Source organism: Vibrio sp. SCSIO 43155 (genome assembly GCF_023716605.1).
GTDB classification, from domain to species: Bacteria; Pseudomonadota; Gammaproteobacteria; order Enterobacterales; family Vibrionaceae; genus Vibrio; species Vibrio harveyi.
The window spans coordinates 862789-881919 of record NZ_CP071852.1 but is presented as its reverse complement, the minus strand read 5'-3'; the positions used below and the strand labels follow the sequence as shown (position 1 = coordinate 881919).

At 45.0% G+C, this 19131-nt stretch carries 18 protein-coding genes; 7 read left to right on the top strand and 11 right to left on the bottom strand.

Features of this window, described 5'->3' with window-relative positions; all coding sequences use genetic code 11:
• Positions 1 to 98: 98 nt before the first annotated feature.
• From odhB to sdhC, 6 genes are all read right to left on the bottom strand, one after another.
• Positions 99 to 1307 carry a 2-oxoglutarate dehydrogenase complex dihydrolipoyllysine-residue succinyltransferase gene (gene odhB, locus J4N44_RS04135; RefSeq protein ID WP_005426699.1) on the bottom strand — a complete coding sequence of 403 codons (1209 nt, stop codon included), beginning with the start codon at positions 1305 to 1307 and terminating at the stop codon, positions 99 to 101.
• 28 nt (positions 1308 to 1335) lie between these two features.
• Positions 1336 to 4161, bottom strand: a complete 2826-nt coding sequence (gene sucA, locus J4N44_RS04130; protein WP_009698583.1) for a 2-oxoglutarate dehydrogenase E1 component — start codon at positions 4159 to 4161, stop codon at positions 1336 to 1338.
• 92 nt (positions 4162 to 4253) lie between these two features.
• Positions 4254 to 4964, bottom strand: a complete 711-nt coding sequence (locus tag J4N44_RS04125; protein ID WP_005446424.1) for a succinate dehydrogenase iron-sulfur subunit — start codon at positions 4962 to 4964, stop codon at positions 4254 to 4256.
• A 15-nt stretch (positions 4965 to 4979) separates the two neighbouring features.
• Positions 4980 to 6746 carry a succinate dehydrogenase flavoprotein subunit gene (gene sdhA, locus J4N44_RS04120; RefSeq protein WP_009698584.1) on the bottom strand — a complete coding sequence of 589 codons (1767 nt, stop codon included), beginning with the start codon at positions 6744 to 6746 and terminating at the stop codon, positions 4980 to 4982.
• On the bottom strand, positions 6747 to 7091 hold the full coding sequence (gene sdhD / locus J4N44_RS04115) for a succinate dehydrogenase, hydrophobic membrane anchor protein (RefSeq protein ID WP_252044865.1): 345 nt from the start codon (positions 7089 to 7091) through the stop codon (positions 6747 to 6749). It lies immediately after the preceding gene.
• Positions 7085 to 7477, bottom strand: coding sequence for a succinate dehydrogenase cytochrome b556 subunit (sdhC, locus tag J4N44_RS04110; protein ID WP_005446421.1), 393 nt, complete (start codon positions 7475 to 7477; stop codon positions 7085 to 7087). Before sdhC ends, sdhD begins: the two co-directional genes overlap by 7 nt.
• A gap of 395 nt (positions 7478 to 7872) precedes the next feature.
• On the opposite strand from sdhC, the gene J4N44_RS04105 reads away from it, so the two are divergent.
• On the top strand, positions 7873 to 9162 hold the full coding sequence (locus J4N44_RS04105; protein WP_005446419.1) for a citrate synthase: 1290 nt from the start codon (positions 7873 to 7875) through the stop codon (positions 9160 to 9162).
• A 313-nt stretch (positions 9163 to 9475) separates the two neighbouring features.
• Here the strand turns inward: J4N44_RS04105 and J4N44_RS04100 are convergent, their stop codons facing one another.
• The gene (locus J4N44_RS04100) at positions 9476 to 10234 is read right to left on the bottom strand and encodes a Nif3-like dinuclear metal center hexameric protein (protein ID WP_005446417.1); all 759 of its coding nucleotides are present in this window, start codon (positions 10232 to 10234) and stop codon (positions 9476 to 9478) included.
• 132 nt (positions 10235 to 10366) lie between these two features.
• Between J4N44_RS04100 and J4N44_RS04095 the strand changes: the two genes are divergently transcribed.
• On the top strand, positions 10367 to 11119 hold the full coding sequence (locus J4N44_RS04095) for a DUF1853 family protein (protein ID WP_252044864.1): 753 nt from the start codon (positions 10367 to 10369) through the stop codon (positions 11117 to 11119).
• Between the two features lie 304 nt (positions 11120 to 11423).
• On the opposite strand, the gene pgm is transcribed toward J4N44_RS04095, so the two are convergent.
• Together pgm and seqA are read right to left on the bottom strand one after the other, a co-directional pair.
• Entirely contained in the window at positions 11424 to 13070 is a 1647-nt protein-coding gene (gene pgm, locus J4N44_RS04090; protein WP_005446413.1) for a phosphoglucomutase (alpha-D-glucose-1,6-bisphosphate-dependent), read from the bottom strand.
• A gap of 92 nt (positions 13071 to 13162) precedes the next feature.
• The gene (gene seqA, locus J4N44_RS04085; protein ID WP_005446408.1) at positions 13163 to 13705 is read right to left on the bottom strand and encodes a replication initiation negative regulator SeqA; all 543 of its coding nucleotides are present in this window, start codon (positions 13703 to 13705) and stop codon (positions 13163 to 13165) included.
• Between the two features lie 92 nt (positions 13706 to 13797).
• Here seqA and J4N44_RS04080 point away from each other — a divergent pair, with 92 nt between their 5' ends.
• The 3 genes from J4N44_RS04080 (at position 13798) to fldA (ending at position 15481) form a co-directional block, all read left to right on the top strand.
• Complete coding sequence (locus tag J4N44_RS04080) at positions 13798 to 14565, top strand: alpha/beta fold hydrolase (RefSeq protein WP_009698588.1); 768 nt, start codon at positions 13798 to 13800, stop codon at positions 14563 to 14565.
• A gap of 112 nt (positions 14566 to 14677) precedes the next feature.
• On the top strand, positions 14678 to 14899 hold the full coding sequence (locus tag J4N44_RS04075) for a DUF2788 domain-containing protein (RefSeq protein ID WP_005446406.1): 222 nt from the start codon (positions 14678 to 14680) through the stop codon (positions 14897 to 14899).
• Positions 14900 to 14947: 48 nt separating this feature from the next.
• The gene (fldA, locus tag J4N44_RS04070) at positions 14948 to 15481 is read left to right on the top strand and encodes a flavodoxin FldA (RefSeq protein ID WP_005446405.1); all 534 of its coding nucleotides are present in this window, start codon (positions 14948 to 14950) and stop codon (positions 15479 to 15481) included.
• Positions 15482 to 15536: 55 nt separating this feature from the next.
• On the opposite strand, the gene J4N44_RS04065 is transcribed toward fldA, so the two are convergent.
• Positions 15537 to 16040, bottom strand: coding sequence for a DUF4442 domain-containing protein (locus tag J4N44_RS04065; RefSeq protein ID WP_005446404.1), 504 nt, complete (start codon positions 16038 to 16040; stop codon positions 15537 to 15539).
• Positions 16041 to 16239: 199 nt separating this feature from the next.
• Between J4N44_RS04065 and fcrX the strand changes: the two genes are divergently transcribed.
• A complete protein-coding gene (fcrX, locus tag J4N44_RS04060; RefSeq protein WP_005446402.1) occupies positions 16240 to 16689 on the top strand; it encodes a ferric iron uptake transcriptional regulator FcrX in 450 nt (149 codons plus the stop codon).
• Positions 16690 to 16760: 71 nt separating this feature from the next.
• The gene (locus J4N44_RS04055) at positions 16761 to 17348 is read left to right on the top strand and encodes a pilus assembly FimT family protein (RefSeq protein WP_005446400.1); all 588 of its coding nucleotides are present in this window, start codon (positions 16761 to 16763) and stop codon (positions 17346 to 17348) included.
• A gap of 53 nt (positions 17349 to 17401) precedes the next feature.
• Here the strand turns inward: J4N44_RS04055 and glnS are convergent, their stop codons facing one another.
• Complete coding sequence (gene glnS / locus J4N44_RS04050; RefSeq protein ID WP_005446398.1) at positions 17402 to 19072, bottom strand: glutamine--tRNA ligase; 1671 nt, start codon at positions 19070 to 19072, stop codon at positions 17402 to 17404.
• Positions 19073 to 19131 lie beyond the last annotated feature (59 nt).

Here is a 19131-nt window from a genome sequence, read left to right as displayed (position 1 = left end):
ATCGGGGGCAGTTCAAGTGAAGGCCAGACGCTGAGCCAGTCTAGCCTTGGATGCTGTAGGCGTCGAGCTATCAGGGACAACTCGACGTTTTAGCGATATTAAACGTCTAATAACAGACGCGCTGGATCTTCTAGTAGCTCTTTAATTGTTACTAGGAAACCCACTGACTCACGACCATCAATCAAACGGTGATCGTAAGATAGTGCTAGGTACATCATTGGCAAGATTTCTACTTTGCCATCAACCGCCATTGGACGCTCTTGGATCTTGTGCATACCCAAGATTGCTGATTGTGGTGGGTTAATGATTGGCGTAGACATCAATGAACCAAATACACCGCCGTTAGTGATAGTGAAGTTACCGCCCATCAACTCATCAACCGTTAGCTTGCCGTCACGACCTTTGATTGCTAGCTCTTTGATGCCTTTTTCGATGTCAGCAAAACCTAGCGTGTCACAGTCTTTTAGAACTGGCGTCACTAGACCGCGTGGCGTAGAAACCGCCATACTGATATCAAAGTAGTTGTGGTAAACGATGTCATCACCATCAATAGATGCATTCACTTCTGGGTAACGTTTTAGTGCTTCAGTTACTGCTTTCACGTAGAAAGACATGAAGCCAAGACGAGTGCCGTGACGCTCTTCAAACTGGTCTTTGTACTGCTTACGAAGGTCCATGATTGGCTTCATGTTCACTTCGTTAAACGTAGTTAGCATTGCCGTGTTGTTTTTCGCTTCTAGAAGACGATTTGCCACTGTCTTACGTAGACGCGTCATTGGAACACGTTTTTGGCTGCGAGCTGCCGCAGGCGCTTCAACGGCTGCTGGAGCTTCTGCTTTCGGAGCTGCTTTTGCGTTTGCAAGGTGCGCTTCGATATCTTCGCGAGTAATGCGACCGCCAACACCAGAGCCTTTCACTTGGCTTGCTTCTAGACCGTGTTCAGCAAGAAGACGACGAACCGCAGGGCTTAACGCATCGTTGCTCTCTTCTGTCAGCGTTGCTTTATGACGCTTGTCAGGAGATGCTTCTTTGTCTTCTGTTGAATCTGTCGTTGGTTCGCCTGCTACGGCACCTGGCTTAAGTTTTGCAATCAACTGCTTAGAAAGTACTGTCGCACCTTCTTCTTCGATAATGGCTTCTAAAACGCCCGCTTCCGGAGCAGGTACTTCAAGCACGACTTTATCAGTTTCGATATCAACCAGAACTTCATCACGCTCGACTACGTCGCCTGGTTGTTTGTGCCATGTCGCTACGGTTGCGTCAGCAACTGATTCAGGTAAATCTGGAACCAGAATTTCAATTGTCATATCTGTTTCTTCCTTTAACTTCTAGTTCTTAATTCGAAGTTTTTGAGTTCACGTTCAGAGCGTCTTCAACCAACGCTTTTTGTTGTTTCAAGTGCACCGACATGTAGCCTACTGCTGGCGAAGCAGAAGCTGGGCGACCTGCGTATTTAAGATCTGCGCCTGCTGGAATAGCAGCACGGAAGTTGTGTTGGCTACAGTACCAAGCACCCTGGTTTTGAGGCTCTTCCTGACACCATACAAAGTCTTCAACATTCGTGTATTGCTCAATAGCGGCTTGAACTTCTTCCATCGGGAAGGGGTATAGCTGCTCAATACGCACAATAGCAACATCATCTTGTTCGTTATTGCGACGCTGTTCTAGAAGGTCGAAATAAACCTTACCCGAACAGAACACAACACGTTTCACTTTGCTTGGTTCCAGATTATCGATTTCTGGAATCGCTGGCTGGAATGTACCTTCAGAAAGATCTTCCAAAGACGATGTACAAAGTGGATGACGCAGTAGCGACTTAGGTGACATAACAATCAGTGGACGACGCATTGGACGCACCACCTGACGACGGATCATGTGGTAAACCTGTGCTGGTGTAGATGGCACTACAACCTGCATGTTTTGTTCAGCACACAATTGTAGGTAACGTTCTAAACGCGCTGACGAGTGCTCAGGACCTTGACCTTCATAACCGTGTGGCAACAGCATCGTCAGACCACATAGACGAGCCCATTTTTGCTCACCCGACGAAATGAACTGGTCGATCACCACTTGCGCACCGTTTGCGAAATCACCAAATTGTGCTTCCCAAATGGTCAAACCGCTTGGCTCTGCCGTTGCGTAACCGTACTCAAACGCCAGTACCGCTTCTTCTGACAATACAGAGTCAAAGACTTGGAATGGACCTTGTTTGTCATGAATATTCGCTAGCGGGATGTAAGTGCTCGCATCGTTTTGGTTATGCAAAACAGAGTGGCGATGGAAGAAAGTACCACGACCTGAGTCCTGACCAGAGATACGAATACGCTTGCCATCGTCAACTAAGGTAGCGTACGCAAGTGTCTCTGCCATACCCCAATCTAATGGCTTCTCACCACTGATCATTGCAGCACGATCGTTGTAAAGCTTGTTTACACGGCTTTGTAGCTTATGGCTATCCGGGTATTGAATTAGGCGTTGACCAAGCTCTTTCAAGCGAGTTGAATCAAATTTGTTATCCCACTCAACATCCCAGTCGTGACCTAAGTACGGAGACCAGTCAACAGAGTGAAGAGCCATTGGACGCCACTCTTTCACCACAACTTCACCTTTATCAAGCGCGTCGCGGTACTCATTCACAAGCTGAGTTGCAACTTCAATGTCTGATTCATTTTTATCGATCAGTACATCAGCGTATAGCTTACGTGGTGTTGGGTGCTTTTTGATTTTCTGGTACATCAACGGTTGAGTCGCATTCGGCTCATCCGCTTCGTTGTGACCATGACGACGGTAACAAACCAAATCAATCACAACATCACGCTTAAACTCGTTGCGGTAATCCAGAGCAATACGAGTGACAAAAGCAACTGCTTCTGGGTCGTCAGCGTTAACGTGGAAAATCGGAGCCTGTACCATCTTCGCAATATCAGTACAGTACATCGTCGAGCGAGTATCACGAGGGTTCGATGTTGTAAAACCAACTTGGTTGTTCACAACGATACGTACCGTACCGCCGACACAGAAGCCACGCGCTAGAGACATGTTAAACGTCTCTGCTACCACGCCCTGACCTGCAATTGCTGAGTCACCGTGAATAGTGATTGGCAGCACGCGGCTACCATCAAAATCACCAAGGCGATCTTGACGCGCACGAACCGAACCGATAACTACTGGGTTTACAATCTCAAGGTGAGATGGGTTAAATGCTAGCGCTAAGTGGACATCGCCACCTGGCGTTGCAAAGTCTGCAGAGAAACCTTGGTGGTACTTAACGTCACCCGTACCCCATGTTTCGTCATGTTTGCCTGCAAACTCGTCAAACAAATCTTGTGGCTTCTTACCTAGAACGTTGACTAGCATGTTCAAACGTCCACGGTGAGCCATACCGATAACCACTTCACGCATGCCGCTCTTACCAGCATGACGAATCAGCTCTTTTGTCATCGGAATTAGTGCATCACCACCTTCTAGAGAGAAACGTTTAGCGCCCGGGAACTTAGCACCCAAGTAACGCTCAAGACCTTCAGCAGCAGTTAGCTCCTCAAGGAATGTACGTTTTTCAGTTTTATCGAAAGATGGCTGACCAACCACAGACTCTAAACGTTGCTGAATCCAACGCTTCTGTTCTGTGTCTGTCATGTGCATGTATTCAGCACCAATAGAACCACAGTACGTTTTCTTCAGAGCTGAGTAGATGTCTTTCAACTGCATGGTTTCTTGCCCAATAGCAAAAGAACCTACGTTGAAAGTTTCTTCGAAGTCATCTTCGGTGAGATTGTGGAATGCAGGGTCTAGCTCCGCCACAGGTGGACGTTGCCATAGACCTAGAGGATCAAGCTCAGCAGCTTCATGACCGCGGAAGCGGTATGCGTTGATAAGCTGTAGAACTTTTACTTGCTTAGCGTCGACATCTGGATCACTAACTTGGACACTGTAATGCTTTGTTTCTTGAGCGAGTCGTCGGAAGTAGTCACGGACACGCGAATGCGGCTGTTCTGCCACTTCTTCTGAGTTTTTAGGTAACTCATCAAATACGCGTTTCCACTCCTCACTTACCAGATCGGGATCACTTAGATACAGTTCGTAGAGGTCCTCTACATACGTTGCATTGGCGCCAGCCAAGTGTGAAGACTCGAGCCATGCCTTCATCACGCCGTTGTGCATATTTTCCCTTAACCAGTAGTTTTCACGTTTGCTTCGGTCTGCGCCGAGCTATTAAGAGCCGACCCATTTGGGTCGGCAATTTTTGTTGTTAATTAAATCGAACGATTCACCAGCATCGACTTGATGTGACCGATGGCTTTCGTAGGATTTAGCCCCTTAGGACAAACACTTACACAATTCATGATGCCATGGCAACGAAAAACGCTAAATGCATCATCAAGATCGGACAAACGTTCATCAGTTGCTGTATCTCGGCTATCAATTAGCCAACGGTAAGCCGCTAAGAGACCAGCAGGGCCGATAAATTTATCTGGGTTCCACCAGAATGATGGACAAGAAGTTGTACAACATGCACACATAATACATTCATACAATCCATCTAAATGCGCACGTTCATCTGGCGATTGTAAGTTCTCTCGCGATGGTGGTAGAGCACCGTCATCAATCAAGAAAGGCTTAACTTTCGCATAGTTATCGTAGAACTGTGTCATGTCAACGATAAGATCACGTACTACTGGTAGGCCAGGTAACGGTCGGATGACAATCTTGTCACCTTGAAGCGCAGATAACGGAGTAATGCACGCTAGACCGTTTTTACCATTCATATTCAGACCATCAGATCCACATACCCCTTCACGACATGAACGACGGAATGCAATGCTCGGATCTTGCTCTTTTAGTAAAATCAGCGCGTCCAGAACCATCATGTCTGAGCCTTCTTCCACTTCAAGAACGTAGTCTTTCATGTAAGGTTTTGTGTCTACATCCGGGTTGTAACGGTATAAAGAGAAGTTCAGTTTCATAGTCATATCCTCCCTTTAGTAAGTACGTACTTTCGGAGGGAAAGCTTCACGATGAGTTGGCGTCATATTCACATCACGCTTAGTCATTGCTTCAGTTTCCGGGTTGTAGATTGAGTGGCATAGCCAATTTTCATCATCACGCTCAGGGAAGTCGAAGCGAGCATGTGCGCCACGGCTTTCAGTACGGTAGTTCGCCGCTACTGCTGTAGAGAATGCAGTTTCCATCAAGTTGTCTAGCTCTAAACACTCAATACGTTGCGTGTTGAATTCAGAAGACTTGTCAGCTAGGTGTGCATCTTTTAGGCGCTCACGAATCACTTTCAACTCTTCCAGACCTGTTGCCATTGCGTCGCCTTCACGGAATACCGAGAAGCTGTTTTGCATGCAAGATTGTAGATCTTTACGAATTTGAACTGGGTCTTCACCACCAGTGCTGTTCTCCCAACGCATAGTACGCGCTAGTGAAGCTTCGATGTCAGACTCTGTTGCTGGACGAGCTTCAGCTTGTGCAGCCAGTGTTTCGCCAAGGTGTAGACCTGTTGCGCGACCGAATACCACCAAATCAAGCAGTGAGTTGCCGCCCAGACGGTTTGCACCGTGTACCGATACAGAAGCAATTTCACCACAAGCGTATAGACCTTGGACTTCGACATCATTACCGTCAGCAGTCTGTTTGATTGCTTGACCTGAAACTTGCGTTGGAACACCACCCATCATGTAGTGACAAGTTGGGATTACTGGAATTGGCTCTTTAACTGGATCAACGTGCGCGAATGTACGCGAAAGCTCACAGATACCAGGCAGACGCGACTCAAGAACATCTTTACCTAGGTGATCCAATTTCAGCTTGATGTGTGGACCCCAAGGACCGTCACAACCACGACCTTCACGGATTTCAATCATCATAGAACGAGCTACTACGTCACGACCCGCAAGGTCTTTCGCGTTTGGCGCATAACGCTCCATGAAGCGCTCGCCATCTTTATTTAGAAGGTAACCACCTTCACCACGACAACCTTCTGTAACAAGAACACCTGCACCAGCAATACCCGTTGGGTGGAACTGCCACATTTCCATGTCTTGCATTGGAACGCCTGCGCGAAGTGCCATACCAACACCATCACCAGTATTGATGTGCGCGTTAGTAGTCGACGCGTAGATACGGCCTGCACCACCTGTTGCTAGGATGGTTGCTTTCGATTTGAAGTAACAAATCTCACCCGTTTCCATACAGATAGCCGTACAACCCATGATCGCGCCGTCTTGGTTTTTCACCAAATCTAGAGCGTACCATTCAGAGAAAATGGTTGTTTTGTGTTTTACGTTTTGTTGGTAGAGCGTGTGAAGAAGTGCGTGACCAGTACGGTCTGCCGCTGCTGCTGTACGAGCCGCTTGCTCACCACCAAACTCTTTTGACTGGCCACCAAATGGACGTTGGTAGATTGTTCCGTTATCAAAGCGAGAGAATGGAAGACCCATTTTTTCTAGTTCGATAACTGACTCAGGACCATTTTTACACATGTACTCAATCGCATTTTGGTCACCGATGTAATCAGAACCTTTTACCGTATCGTACATATGCCATTGCCAATCGTCCTTGTGCGAGTTACCAAGCGCAACTGTAATACCACCCTGCGCGGATACAGTATGAGAACGAGTTGGGAAAACTTTAGATAGCAAAGCACATGATAAGCCTTGCTCCGAAATTTGTAGTGCAGCGCGCATGCCCGCACCACCAGCGCCGATTACTACGGCATCAAACTCACGAACTGGAATAGACACTTACGCACCCCACAGAATAAATAGACCAGAGAAGACATAGCCGAACAGAACGGCAACAACACCAAGTTGAAGTGCACCGCGAAGTTTCGAGCACTTAATGTAATCGGTTAAGACTTGCCATAAACCAATCCACGCGTGAATCAGAATAGAAACAAGTGCCAACATGGTGAAAACTTTGGTGAAAGTACCACCAAAGAATTGGGTCCAAGATGCGTAAGAGATATCTGAGAAAGCACAGAAGCTCACTAGATAAATCGTGTATAGCGTCATAATGATGGCTGAAGCACGAATCAATAAGAAATCGTGAACACCATTACGACCAAATGAAGAAACGTGTTTTACCATACCAAGATCCCCGCCAGTAGTGATAACACTGCAGTTGCACCAAATGCGACTTTAGCGCTCATCGCGCCTGAATCGAGTTCTTCGAAATGACCTAGGTCCATCAATAAGTGACGAACACCACCAGCAATGTGGTAGGCAAGTGCAGTTAGAATGCCCCATAGAATGAATTTCACGAAGAAGCTATCGACAATGTCAGCGGCTTCCATAAAACCCATCGGGGACGACAGAGAAATGGACAGTAACCAAAGTAATATACCCACCGCAACAAACGTAATCACACCAGATACACGGTGTAGGATTGACGCGATTGCTGTGATGGGAAAGCGGATGGTCTGTAAATCTAAATTAACAGGTCTTGACTTTCTTTCTTTCACGGGCTTGCTCACTCAGCTCCATTGAGCATTTATTGTTATAACCAATTTCAGCTTCCAAACGTACAAAAGTTAACATTTGATTAACAAATACTCGCAATAAGCTCGGAGATAATTGTAAACACTTTGTTAACAACCGGAGTCCACAAACAAACCTCACTTTTGTTTCTAGCCCCGAATTTATAAGGATTTAACTAAAATTTTCTGTGCCAATATACGGCTAGCAACATTCTAATACAATTGATGTAACAAATTATGCTACATAGAACAGATTTTTAACGATTTTCATGAGAAAAATCATAACAAGTGCACACAAAAATGGAGAAAAATTGACTTTAAGCTTTAACAACAGTACAAAAATGGCACATAAACATCCTGGACGGATTAAATAATAAACAAAGGAGATTGTTATGGCGGATAAGAAAGCTACCCTTCATGTTGAAGGTCATGCGCCGATCGAACTGCCAATTATGGACGGTACGCTAGGTACACCTGTGATTGATGTTCGTAAACTGGGAGCCAATGGTTACTTTACTTTTGACCCAGGTTTTCTTGCCACTGCATCTTGTGAATCGTCAATCACGTACATCGACGGCGGCAAAGGTATTCTTTTGCACCGCGGTTACCCAATTGACCAATTAGCCAATAACGCAGATTACTTGGAAGTATGTTACATCCTGCTTTATGGCGAAGCCCCTACCCGTGAGCAATACGAGCAATTCAAAACAACGGTTACTCGCCATACAATGGTGCACGAGCAAATCGCAAGCTTCTTCCATGGCTTCCGTCGCGACGCTCACCCAATGGCAGTAATGTGTGGTGTGGTTGGTGCACTAGCGGCCTTCTACCACGATTCACTAGATATCAACAACGACGAACACCGTGAAATTGCGGCGTACCGTCTGCTATCGAAAATGCCAACATTGGCGGCGATGTGTTACAAGTACTCAATCGGTCAGCCATTTATCTACCCTCGTAACGACCTAAGCTACGCAGAAAACTTCTTACACATGATGTACGCAAACCCATGTGAAGAATACGAAGTAAACCCTGTTGTTGCTCGTGCGATGGATAAAATCTTTACGCTTCACGCAGATCACGAACAAAACGCATCAACATCAACCGTTCGTCTATCTGGTTCTTCTGGTGCGAACCCATTCGCATGTATTGCCGCAGGTATTGCTTCTCTATGGGGTCCTGCACACGGTGGTGCAAACGAAGCATGTCTGAAGATGCTTGAAGAGATCGGCAGTGTAGAGAACATTCCTGAGTACGTTGAGCGTGCAAAAGACAAAGATGACCCGTTCCGTCTAATGGGCTTTGGTCACCGCGTTTACAAAAACTACGATCCACGTGCTACAGTTATGCGCGAAACATGTCACGAAGTTCTAAAAGAGCTAAACATTAAAGATCCACTACTAGACGTAGCAATGGAGCTTGAGCGTATTGCACTTTCTGACGAATACTTCGTGTCTAAGAAGCTTTACCCGAACGTAGACTTCTACTCAGGTATCATTCTAAAAGCGATCGGCATTCCTGTATCGATGTTTACGGTAATCTTCGCGATTTCTCGTACTATCGGTTGGATCGCTCACTGGAACGAAATGCACAGCGACCCACTAAACCGAATCGGTCGTCCTCGTCAGCTATACACAGGTGAAACTCAGCGTGAGTTCTCTCCACTGCACGAGCGTGAATAACCGTTAGAATCGATAATCGGATAAGAGTTGGGGTTGACGTGAAAGCGTCAACCCTTTCTTTATTTGAAGAGATGAGAACACGCAGCGTTCTATGAAATGCGTCGCATCGAGAGACTATTTCTCTACGCTCTTACAGCTATTACACAAGAAATTCCTGACGTTGCTCCTACCTCACAATCGGAGATGACGTCGTGAAGACTTCAGAGTTTTCGTCTTCTTTATGAGCGAGGCACAAGTGAGTTGGGGATCTGCTCTTTCTCTCTGTTTAGAAAGCAGAGCGTCCCCGTATCACGAAGGATGAAGTCCGTCCCGTCTATACTGGATTATCAATATCGATAAACGTGACATCTAACCCGTGCTCTTGCGCCAACCATTCACCCAACGCCTTAATACCGTAACGTTCTGTAGCATGGTGACCCGCAGAGAAATAATGAATGTCTAACTCACGAGCGGTGTAAGTTGTTCGCTCTGAGATCTCACCCGAAATAAACGCATCTAATCCGTGCTGAGCGGCAAGCTCAATAAAATCTTGACCACCGCCAGTACACCAACCGACGGTCTCAATCATTTTGTCTGCATTTTCAGGTGCGATATGCAAAGGTTCACGGTTTAGGACTTGATTAATTTTGTTCGCAAACTCAGCACCTGTCATCGCTTGTTTTAAACGACCAAACATCGCCACGGACTGAGGGTGACCTTCTAACCCACCTTCAACCGAGATATTCAACAAACGAGCAAGCTCAGCGTTATTGCCGAGTTCTGGGTGAATATCTAACGGTAAGTGGTAGCCGTAAAGGTTGATGTCGTTTTTAATCAAACTACGAATGCGCTTACCTTTCATACCACGAATAGGCTCTGGTTCACCTTTCCAAAAGTACCCATGATGCACAAGCAGAGCATCAGCTTCCAACTCGATGGCTTTATTGATCAAGGCTTGTGAAGCAGTGACACCAGTTACGATACGTTTGATTTCTGATTTACCTTCTACTTGCATTCCATTTGGCGCGTAGTCTTTGATAAGTTGCGGCGACAATTTCTCGTTGAGGATCTTTTCCAACTGTAAATTATTCATTATTACTTCCAATACTTGTGGCTTGAGCAAAGTGTATATCGAACCGCAACCCAGATGCCAGTTGTGACATCCCCAACTCAAACAAATTTAGATACAATAGAAAGGCTTTACCCGTGACAACAAGGATAATGGATGAATTCACTACAACGTTTCCAACAATGGATTGCTAACACCCCTCCACTTTTCAAACTTAAGTCCCCTTTTGTCACTGTCAAAGATATTCAGACGCAGACTCTGCCAGACAATGAAAAATATGATGGAAACCCTCGCCTTGGTTTTCTGTATCAGTACCTTTGCACCAAGTTGCTAACCTGTTCGCCTCGTTATGAACTGGTTGCTGAAGAGATTCAATTAAATGACGCCACAGGGCGAACCATTGGTGCTGTCGATCTGATCTTAAAAGACGTAGAAAGTAATCAACATGAGCATTGGGAAGTCGCAATTAAATTCTACTTACTTCATCAAGGCGTTTGGTATGGACCGAATGCTCACGACCAACTGCACAAAAAGCTCGAACGCATGCTCAACCACCAGCTAAAAATGAGCCAAAGGGAAGAGTTTCGTCAGCAACTACTGCTAAACAGTGAACCGAGTGAACATTTACTAATGCAGGGACGTCTGTACGTAAACCCTTTTTCAAAAGAGCCTATCCCTACAACCTGTTTAGGTTATGAATTAGACCCTATACAAATATCTGGTTTCTGGTGTTATCAAAGCCAATGGGAACAAATTAAACAGCCACTTTACGCACTTCCTAAACCGCTCTGGGCAACTGGTAATGAGGAATTCTTGGATCCAATCGACAAACCATCTGATAGGTTTGTTCACGCGCAGACAAAGGACGGTCAGTTTTGGTTTGTTGTACCGGATACGTGGCCCAATTAAAAACGAAAGACATTTTATTTTGTCTTTTTAGGGACAAGTTCTTTCAACGAGCTAATCTTGACATTTCCGGTTATAAGAAAGATTCTCGACCACAACCTTTCGCCGCTTTCGAGAATGACGCTGCCGAGGTCCAGTATATCCAGTTCATCACCTTCACAAGGGAGAAACGAACGAGTTGGGCTCCCTGTCTTTTTGCTCGCCTCTCCAAGCGAGACTCCTTCGAATCTTGAAGCGAAGCATTACCTCTTCACAAACAAAAAAGGGTCGACACAAAGTCGACCCTTTCAAACAATAATCGCTTAAGTTACAAACCAGCGGCTGCAAATACTTGATTAACGATTTCTTGTGCTTCAGCTTCGATTTGTTTTAGGTGCTCTTCACCTTTGAAGCTTTCACAGTAAATTTTGTAGATGTCTTCAGTGCCTGATGGACGAGCTGCGAACCAACCATTAGCGGTCGTGACTTTAAGACCACCAATTGCAGCGCCGTTACCAGGAGCGTGCGTTAGACGAGCAGTGATTGCATCGCCTGCTAGTGTTTCAGCCGCTACCATTTCAGGTGAAAGCTTCTTCAGTACGTCTTTTTGCGGACCATTCGCTACAGCTTGAATACGGTTGTACTTAGACTCACCATGCTTCGCAGCTAGCTCCTCATAGTAATCTTGCGGGTTCTTACCCGTTACCGCAGTGATCTCTGCCGCTAGAAGACATAACAAGATGCCATCTTTGTCTGTTGACCAAGGCGTACCATCTTTACGAAGGAAAGACGCACCAGCACTTTCTTCACCGCCGAAGCCGAACTTACCAGTGTATAGACCATCAACAAACCATTTGAAACCGACTGGTACTTCGCACAGTTCACGACCTAAATCAGCCACAACACGGTCAATAAGAGCACTTGATACTAGCGTTTTACCAACAGCAACATCTTTGCCCCACGCATCGCGATGACGGTATAGGTAGTCAATACAAACCGCTAAGAAGTGGTTCGGGTTCATCAAACCTTTTGGCGTAACGATACCGTGACGGTCGTAGTCAGGGTCATTACCAAAAGCTAAATCATATTCATCTTTCAATGCCAATAGACCAGCCATTGCGTAAGGAGAAGAACAATCCATACGTACAACGCCATCTTTATCGAGAGACATGAATTGGAAAGAAGGATCAATCGCTTCACTTACTAGCGTTAGGTCTAGGTTGTACACCTGACCAATTTGACGCCAGTAATCAATACCGCTACCACCCAATGGATCAACACCAATTTTCAAGTTTGCTTTTTGGATTGCTTCCATATCGATAACATTAACTAGGTCATCGATGTACGGTTTCACCAAGTCCATCTCTACAAACAGATCCGATGCTTTTGCTTCTGCTAGAGGTAAGCGTTTAACACCTTGTAGACCTTCGGCAATTAGCGCATTTGCACGATCTTCGATCGCTTGAGTCAGTTCAGCTTCTGCAGGACCACCGTGAGTCGGATTGTATTTGATACCGCCGTCTTGTGGTGGGTTGTGAGATGGTGTGATCACTATGCCATCTGCCTTATCATCGTGCTTGATGTTGTAAGTCAGGATCGCATGAGAAATACCCGGCGTTGGTGTGTAGCCGTTGTCTTGCTGCACAATCACTTGTACACCGTTTGCAATCAATACTTCAACCACACTTGAAAAAGCAGGCTCAGAAAGCGCGTGAGTGTCTTTACCCACAAACAATGGACCCGTTGTGCCTTGTTCTGCACGAACTTCCGCTACCGCTTGAGCAATCGCTAAGATGTGGTTTTCGTTAAAAGTGTGTTTGTCTGCAGTACCGCGATGACCAGAAGTACCAAATTGAACTTTATGTTCTGCATTAGTTGCATCTGGCTGAAGTAAGAAGTAATTAGCAACGAGTGCTGGGATATTGTGAAGATCTTCCTGCTGCGCTTTTTGCCCAGCACGAGGGTGCATAGCCATGTTTGACATCCTTTCTTTAAATACAAATAAAATCAAAAAAGCCTCATAATATCCGCTACACGCTACACATTATGAGGCTTCTATCAGGTTTCTTAGATTGAACCTGTTACTTTCTCTATTAAGTCAGGCTGGAATTCCATGTGCGTCATCACCTGCTCCACCATTTGTCGTTTACGACTGGTGTTGTTGTTAGTGATTACCCAAAATGGCGTACCAGGAATTGCTTTAGGTTTGGTAGTGTTACCATTTGCTAGTAGAGTCTCTTCGTTATCAGCAAAGTAAACACGTTTGCGTCCCTTCACTTTTGTCGCTTGGGAGAAACTCTCTGGATTTAGTTTGTGTAAGGTTGATAGTACCAACATGAAGCGATCAATCGCTTTCTTAAGACCAGCAAACTCATCAGAGATAAGTAGAGAACGCATCTCTTTTACGGTATCTACTGATTCTGCTTTACCTGCATCTTTACTTACTACAATCCCTTGTGGCTTTTCTACTACAGGTGCAACGACTGCTTCCTGCAACTGACCATCAAGGTTCAAAAGGCGTCGTAAAATATCCGAGGCACTTTCACCGATATGCTTGGTTTGACCTGCAATGTAACGGTATAGATCCTCATCAACCTCAATTGTTTTCATTCGCTTTTCACATTCTCAATGTTTAAACTCTGGGGGATTATAACGAGATCCTCGCGGATACTCCACGTTAAACCCATCACGAATAAGATAAAATGTCAGCATTACTCAACTATAAGCAGGAAGGGCAAGGCCAAACGGTTGTTTTGATTCATGGATTATTTGGCAGTTTCAGTAATCTAGGTTTACTGGCTCGCGATCTCGTTCAAGATCACTCAGTGATCAGCATTGATCTCCGAAATCATGGTCTTTCTTTCCATTCAGATACACACAATTACGAAGTGATGGCACAAGATGTTGCTGATTTACTTCACCATTTAAACATCGAGCCAGCGTTAGTTATTGGTCACTCAATGGGTGGCAAAGTAGCGATGAAACTCGCAGATGTCGCACCTGAATTCGTCAAACAGCTGATTGTATTAGACATGGCTCCTGTGGCTTATCAAACCAACCGTCATGACAATGTATTTAATGGCTTGCGAGCAGTAATCGAGGAACAACCAGCCAATCGACAACAAACTATGGATATTCTCGCTCAACACATCGAGATGGATGGAGTCAGACAATTCTTGTCAAAGTCCCTATATAAAAACGGGAACAAAATGGATTGGCGTTTTAACGTCACGGGCTTACTGAACAACTACGACAACATCATCGGTTGGAACGACATCGCACCCACCGACATTCCAACTCTATTTGTTAAAGGCGGCGATTCCGACTACTTGATGCCAGAGCACCAGCCTGCAGTTAAGCGTCAGTTTAACAATGCAAAAGCGCACATTATTGCTAACACAGGACACTGGTTACATGCAGAAAAACCAGCAGAAGTTATGCGGGTGATCAGGAAATATATTTCCAGTTAACAAATTCGGAAAACAACGCCAGATTATTGAAATAACCCTTCTTGTTGTGCATTAACTTTACGGTTTAACAGTGGTATAGTGCGCCCAAGAATTTTTGGCATGAAGGACGACAATGCTATACGACTATATGGACATGCTCGAGTCGATCGGGCTCGATCTTCTTTTTGCTGCTATCTTCTTTTTCATCGGGATGGCAATAAAAGATGTACTAAAACAAGGTAACGTACCTGTTTTCGGTCGTCGTATTGTGTGGTTGGTTCTTTTCCTTGGCTGCGCTGGCTTCATTGCGAAAGGTCTGATTCAGCTCAGTTGGGAAGGCACAGGGCTCGGTTAAGCTCTCTATCCCATAGCCAGTAACAAACAATGTAAAGGTATAGACTCTATGGCAAGTGTAGGTATCTTCTTCGGTAGCGACACAGGTAATACTGAAGCCGTTGCAAAGATGATTCAAAAGCAACTAGGTAAACAACTAGTTCACGTTCAAGACATCGCAAAAAGCAGCAAAGAAGACATTGATAACTTTGATCTTCTGCTTCTAGGTATTCCGACTTGGTACTACGGCGAAGCACAATGTGACTGGGATGACTTCTTCCCTGAACTTGAGCAAATCGACTTCTCGACAAAGCTAGTTGCTATCTTCGGTTGTGGTGACCAAGAAGATTACGCAGAGTACTTCTGTGATGCAATGGGTACAGTACGTGATATCGTTGAAGCGAAAGGTGGTACTATTCTGGGTCACACTTCAACTGAAGGTTACGAGTTCGAAGCATCTAAAGCACTTGTAGAAGGTGATGATAGCCAGTTTGTAGGTCTATGTATCGATGAAGACCGTCAACCAGAACTTACTGATGAACGTGTTGAAAACTGGGTTAAGCAAATCTACGAAGAGATGTGCCTAGCTGAGCTTGAAGGCTAATTAAAAGCATTCATTAAAAAGACCTCCACTCTGGAGGTCTTTTTGTATGCGGTAATCAAGATACCTCAGTAGCAATTTCTTCTTCGCGGAATTGTGGTTTCTTGCGTACATACAATTTGCGCTGAACTTCAGAGACCACATTGCCTTCCTTATCTTTGACGTGGGTAATAAACTCAGGGAAACATTTTTCTCCATTGCGCGTCATCTGATAGATGTCGTCCAGCATTCCTTCCGTCACCTCAAATTCAGCAAACAAATCACTTTGTCCTGGCTTGATAAAGTTGATGCTCGCCTCTTTGTCCCATACATAATATTCTTCACGTAGAATACCCATGAGCATCAGCGAGTAGATAGGATCCGTCAGGGAAAAAATGCTCCCTCCATATTGAGTGCGATTGGCGTTTTTATTCCACCATCTCAACTTCAAACGTACTTTAACCGTTCGAAAGTCTTCAGAAATATGTAAGATTTTAATACCCGCCCCCCAAAATGGCGGCCAAATATTGAGCGCAAATTTCACAATTCCCGGTTTATATATCTTAGCAAGTCGCTTATTCATAACTTTCCATGTCTTTGCGATTCTGATGTTATCAATTTGTAACTGGTCTGATCTGTAATATAATCGACCTGTTTCTAATTTACAAAAAGAATCTATTAACCCTTTGAAGTTCGTGGTTTAATGTTTCGAACGCTTCGCCTATAATGGTAGGAATATTGAATTCTGTTAAATCGCTGCAGATGATCCAACGGGAAAGTATATGTCAGACAATAATCAGGCGCTGAAGGATGCGGGCTTAAAAGTAACCCTTCCGAGGCTAAAAATTCTAGAAGTACTTCAGCAGCCAGACTGCCAGCACATCAGTGCTGAAGATTTGTACAAAAAGCTGATTGATCTCGGTGAAGAGATTGGTCTTGCAACCGTTTATCGTGTACTCAACCAATTCGATGATGCTGGTATTGTAACTCGTCACCACTTTGAGGGCGGCAAATCAGTTTTTGAATTATCAACGCAACACCACCACGACCACCTTGTTTGTCTGGATTGTGGTGAAGTTATTGAATTTTCTGACGATGTTATTGAGCAACGTCAAAAAGAAATCGCCGCTAAGTACAACGTGACGTTGACTAACCACAGCTTATACCTATACGGCAAATGCAGCGACGGTTCTTGCAAAGATAATCCAGACGCACACAAACCAGTAAAATAAGAAGTATTTCTTTTTATTGATAAACATAGTAAAACGTCAGCTAAGGCTGACGTTTTTTATGGAGAAGAGCAATGAAGAGAAGGAATCCTCAAGGCTTTACCCTACTAGAACTTATCATTGCGATCGTCATTCTCGGCATCCTAGCTGTTGTTGCAGCTCCTCGTTTTTTAAACCTCCAAGACGATGCGTATCAAGCAAAAATGGAATCCATCGCTGACCAATTCGAAACAGGCGTGCGATTTACCCAAAGCCAATGGTTAGTCAATGGTGGAACACAGGAAGCTCAAACAGATATCGATGGATATGGTGGTGGCGAACTGGATGTAAATGAGTTTGGCTTTCCGCTTGGCACTAACAAGGGCAACAGAAATGGCGTGATTGGCAACCCGTATAACATAGGACAAGGGAATGCTGGTTGTATTGCCGTGTGGCAAGCTTTACTCGGCAATGAATACTCTCTATCAAATAATCGTAACGCGAACGATAGGTTTGATTTTATTACCCGACGAGTCCAAGACAAAGAATCCCACCAATCTGTTTGTTATTATACCTTTACTAAAAAAGGTTACGATCGCAATCCTGATAACTCTAGCTTCGTCATATGGTATGACTCAAAAACAGGCAGCGTCACGACATCAAAACCAACTAGATTGGAATAACAAACAAAAATGCCAGCAATGATGCTGGCATTTTTATTAGCGAAGGATTGAGATTATTGGTTCTCGATTTTCGCCCAAGTATCACGTAGACCAACCGTACGGTTGAATACTAGGTTCTCTGCTGAAGAGTCTTTTGAATCTGCACAGAAGTAACCCATACGCTCAAACTGATAACCTGTTTCCGCTTCTGCGTTTACTAGGCTTGGCTCAACAAAACCGTTTAGAACCACTAGTGATTCTGGGTTGATTGTCGCAGCAAAGTCATCCGCAGCCGCTGGGTTTGGTACTGTGAACAAACGATCGTACATGCGGATTTCTGCAGGCAATGCTTTGTCTGCTGATACCCAGTGAATTACGCCTTTCACTTTACGGCCATCTGCAGGGTTCTTACCTAGCGTTTCAGCATCGTAAGTACAGAAGATTGTTGTGATGTTGCCTTCTGCGTCTTTTTCGATGCGCTCAGCTTTGATCACGTATGCGCCACGTAGACGTACTTCTTTACCTAGAACCAGGCGCTTGTACTTCTTGTTCGCTTCTTCGCGGAAGTCTTCACGCTCGATCCAAACTTCACGAGTGAATGGCACTTCACGCTCACCCATCTCAGGTTTGTTTGGATGGTTAGCAACAGTCAGCGTCTCTACCGCGCCTGCTTCGAAGTTCTCGATAACGATCTTAACTGGATCTAGAACAGCCATCGCACGTGGTGCGTTTTCATTTAGATCGTCACGAATACAAGATTCTAGTGAACCGAACTCAATCATGTTCTCTTGCTTCGTTACGCCAATGCGCTTACAGAATTCACGAATAGATGCTGATGTGAAGCCACGACGACGCAGACCAGACACTGTAGGCATACGTGGGTCGTCCCAACCATCAACCAATTTCTCAGTCACTAGTTGGTTTAGCTTACGCTTAGACATCACTGTGTATTCAAGATTTAGGCGGCTGAATTCGTACTGGTGTGGACGACAATCAATCGTGATGTTGTCTAGAACCCAGTCGTACAGACGACGGTTGTCCATGAACTCTAGAGTACAGATAGAGTGCGTAATGCCCTCTAGCGCATCAGAGATACAGTGCGTGAAGTCATACATTGGGTAAATGCACCACTTATCACCAGTCTGGTGGTGAGTCGCGAAACGTACACGGTAAATAACTGGGTCACGCATTACCATGAATGAAGAACCCATGTCGATCTTCGCACGTAAACACGCTTTACCTTCTTCGAACTCACCTGCGCGCATTTTTTCAAATAGCGCTAGGTTTTCTTCGATTGGACGATCACGGTATGGGCTTGGTTTACCCGGAGCCGTTAGCGTACCGCGGTATTCACGAATCTGCTCAGGACTTAGCTCATCAACGTACGCTAAGCCTTTATTAATCAATTCAATTGCATATTCGTAAAGCTTGTCGAAGTAGTTTGATGAGTAACATACTTCACCATCCCACTCGAAGCCCAACCAGTTTACATCTTTCTTGATAGACTCAACGTATTCGATGTCTTCTTTTTCAGGGTTTGTATCGTCGAAACGTAAGTTACATTGACCCTGGTAGTCCTGAGCAATACCGAAGTTCAAACAGATAGACTTAGCATGACCGATATGCAGGTAGCCATTTGGCTCCGGCGGGAATCGAGTATGCACGCTAGTGTGTTTACCATCCGCTAGATCTTTATCAATGATCTGGCGAATAAAGTTTGATGGACGAGCATCAGCTTCACTCATCTATAGCACCTCAAAAATATTAGTATTGTCAGAGAAAACAGTACTCCGTAGCCTTACTC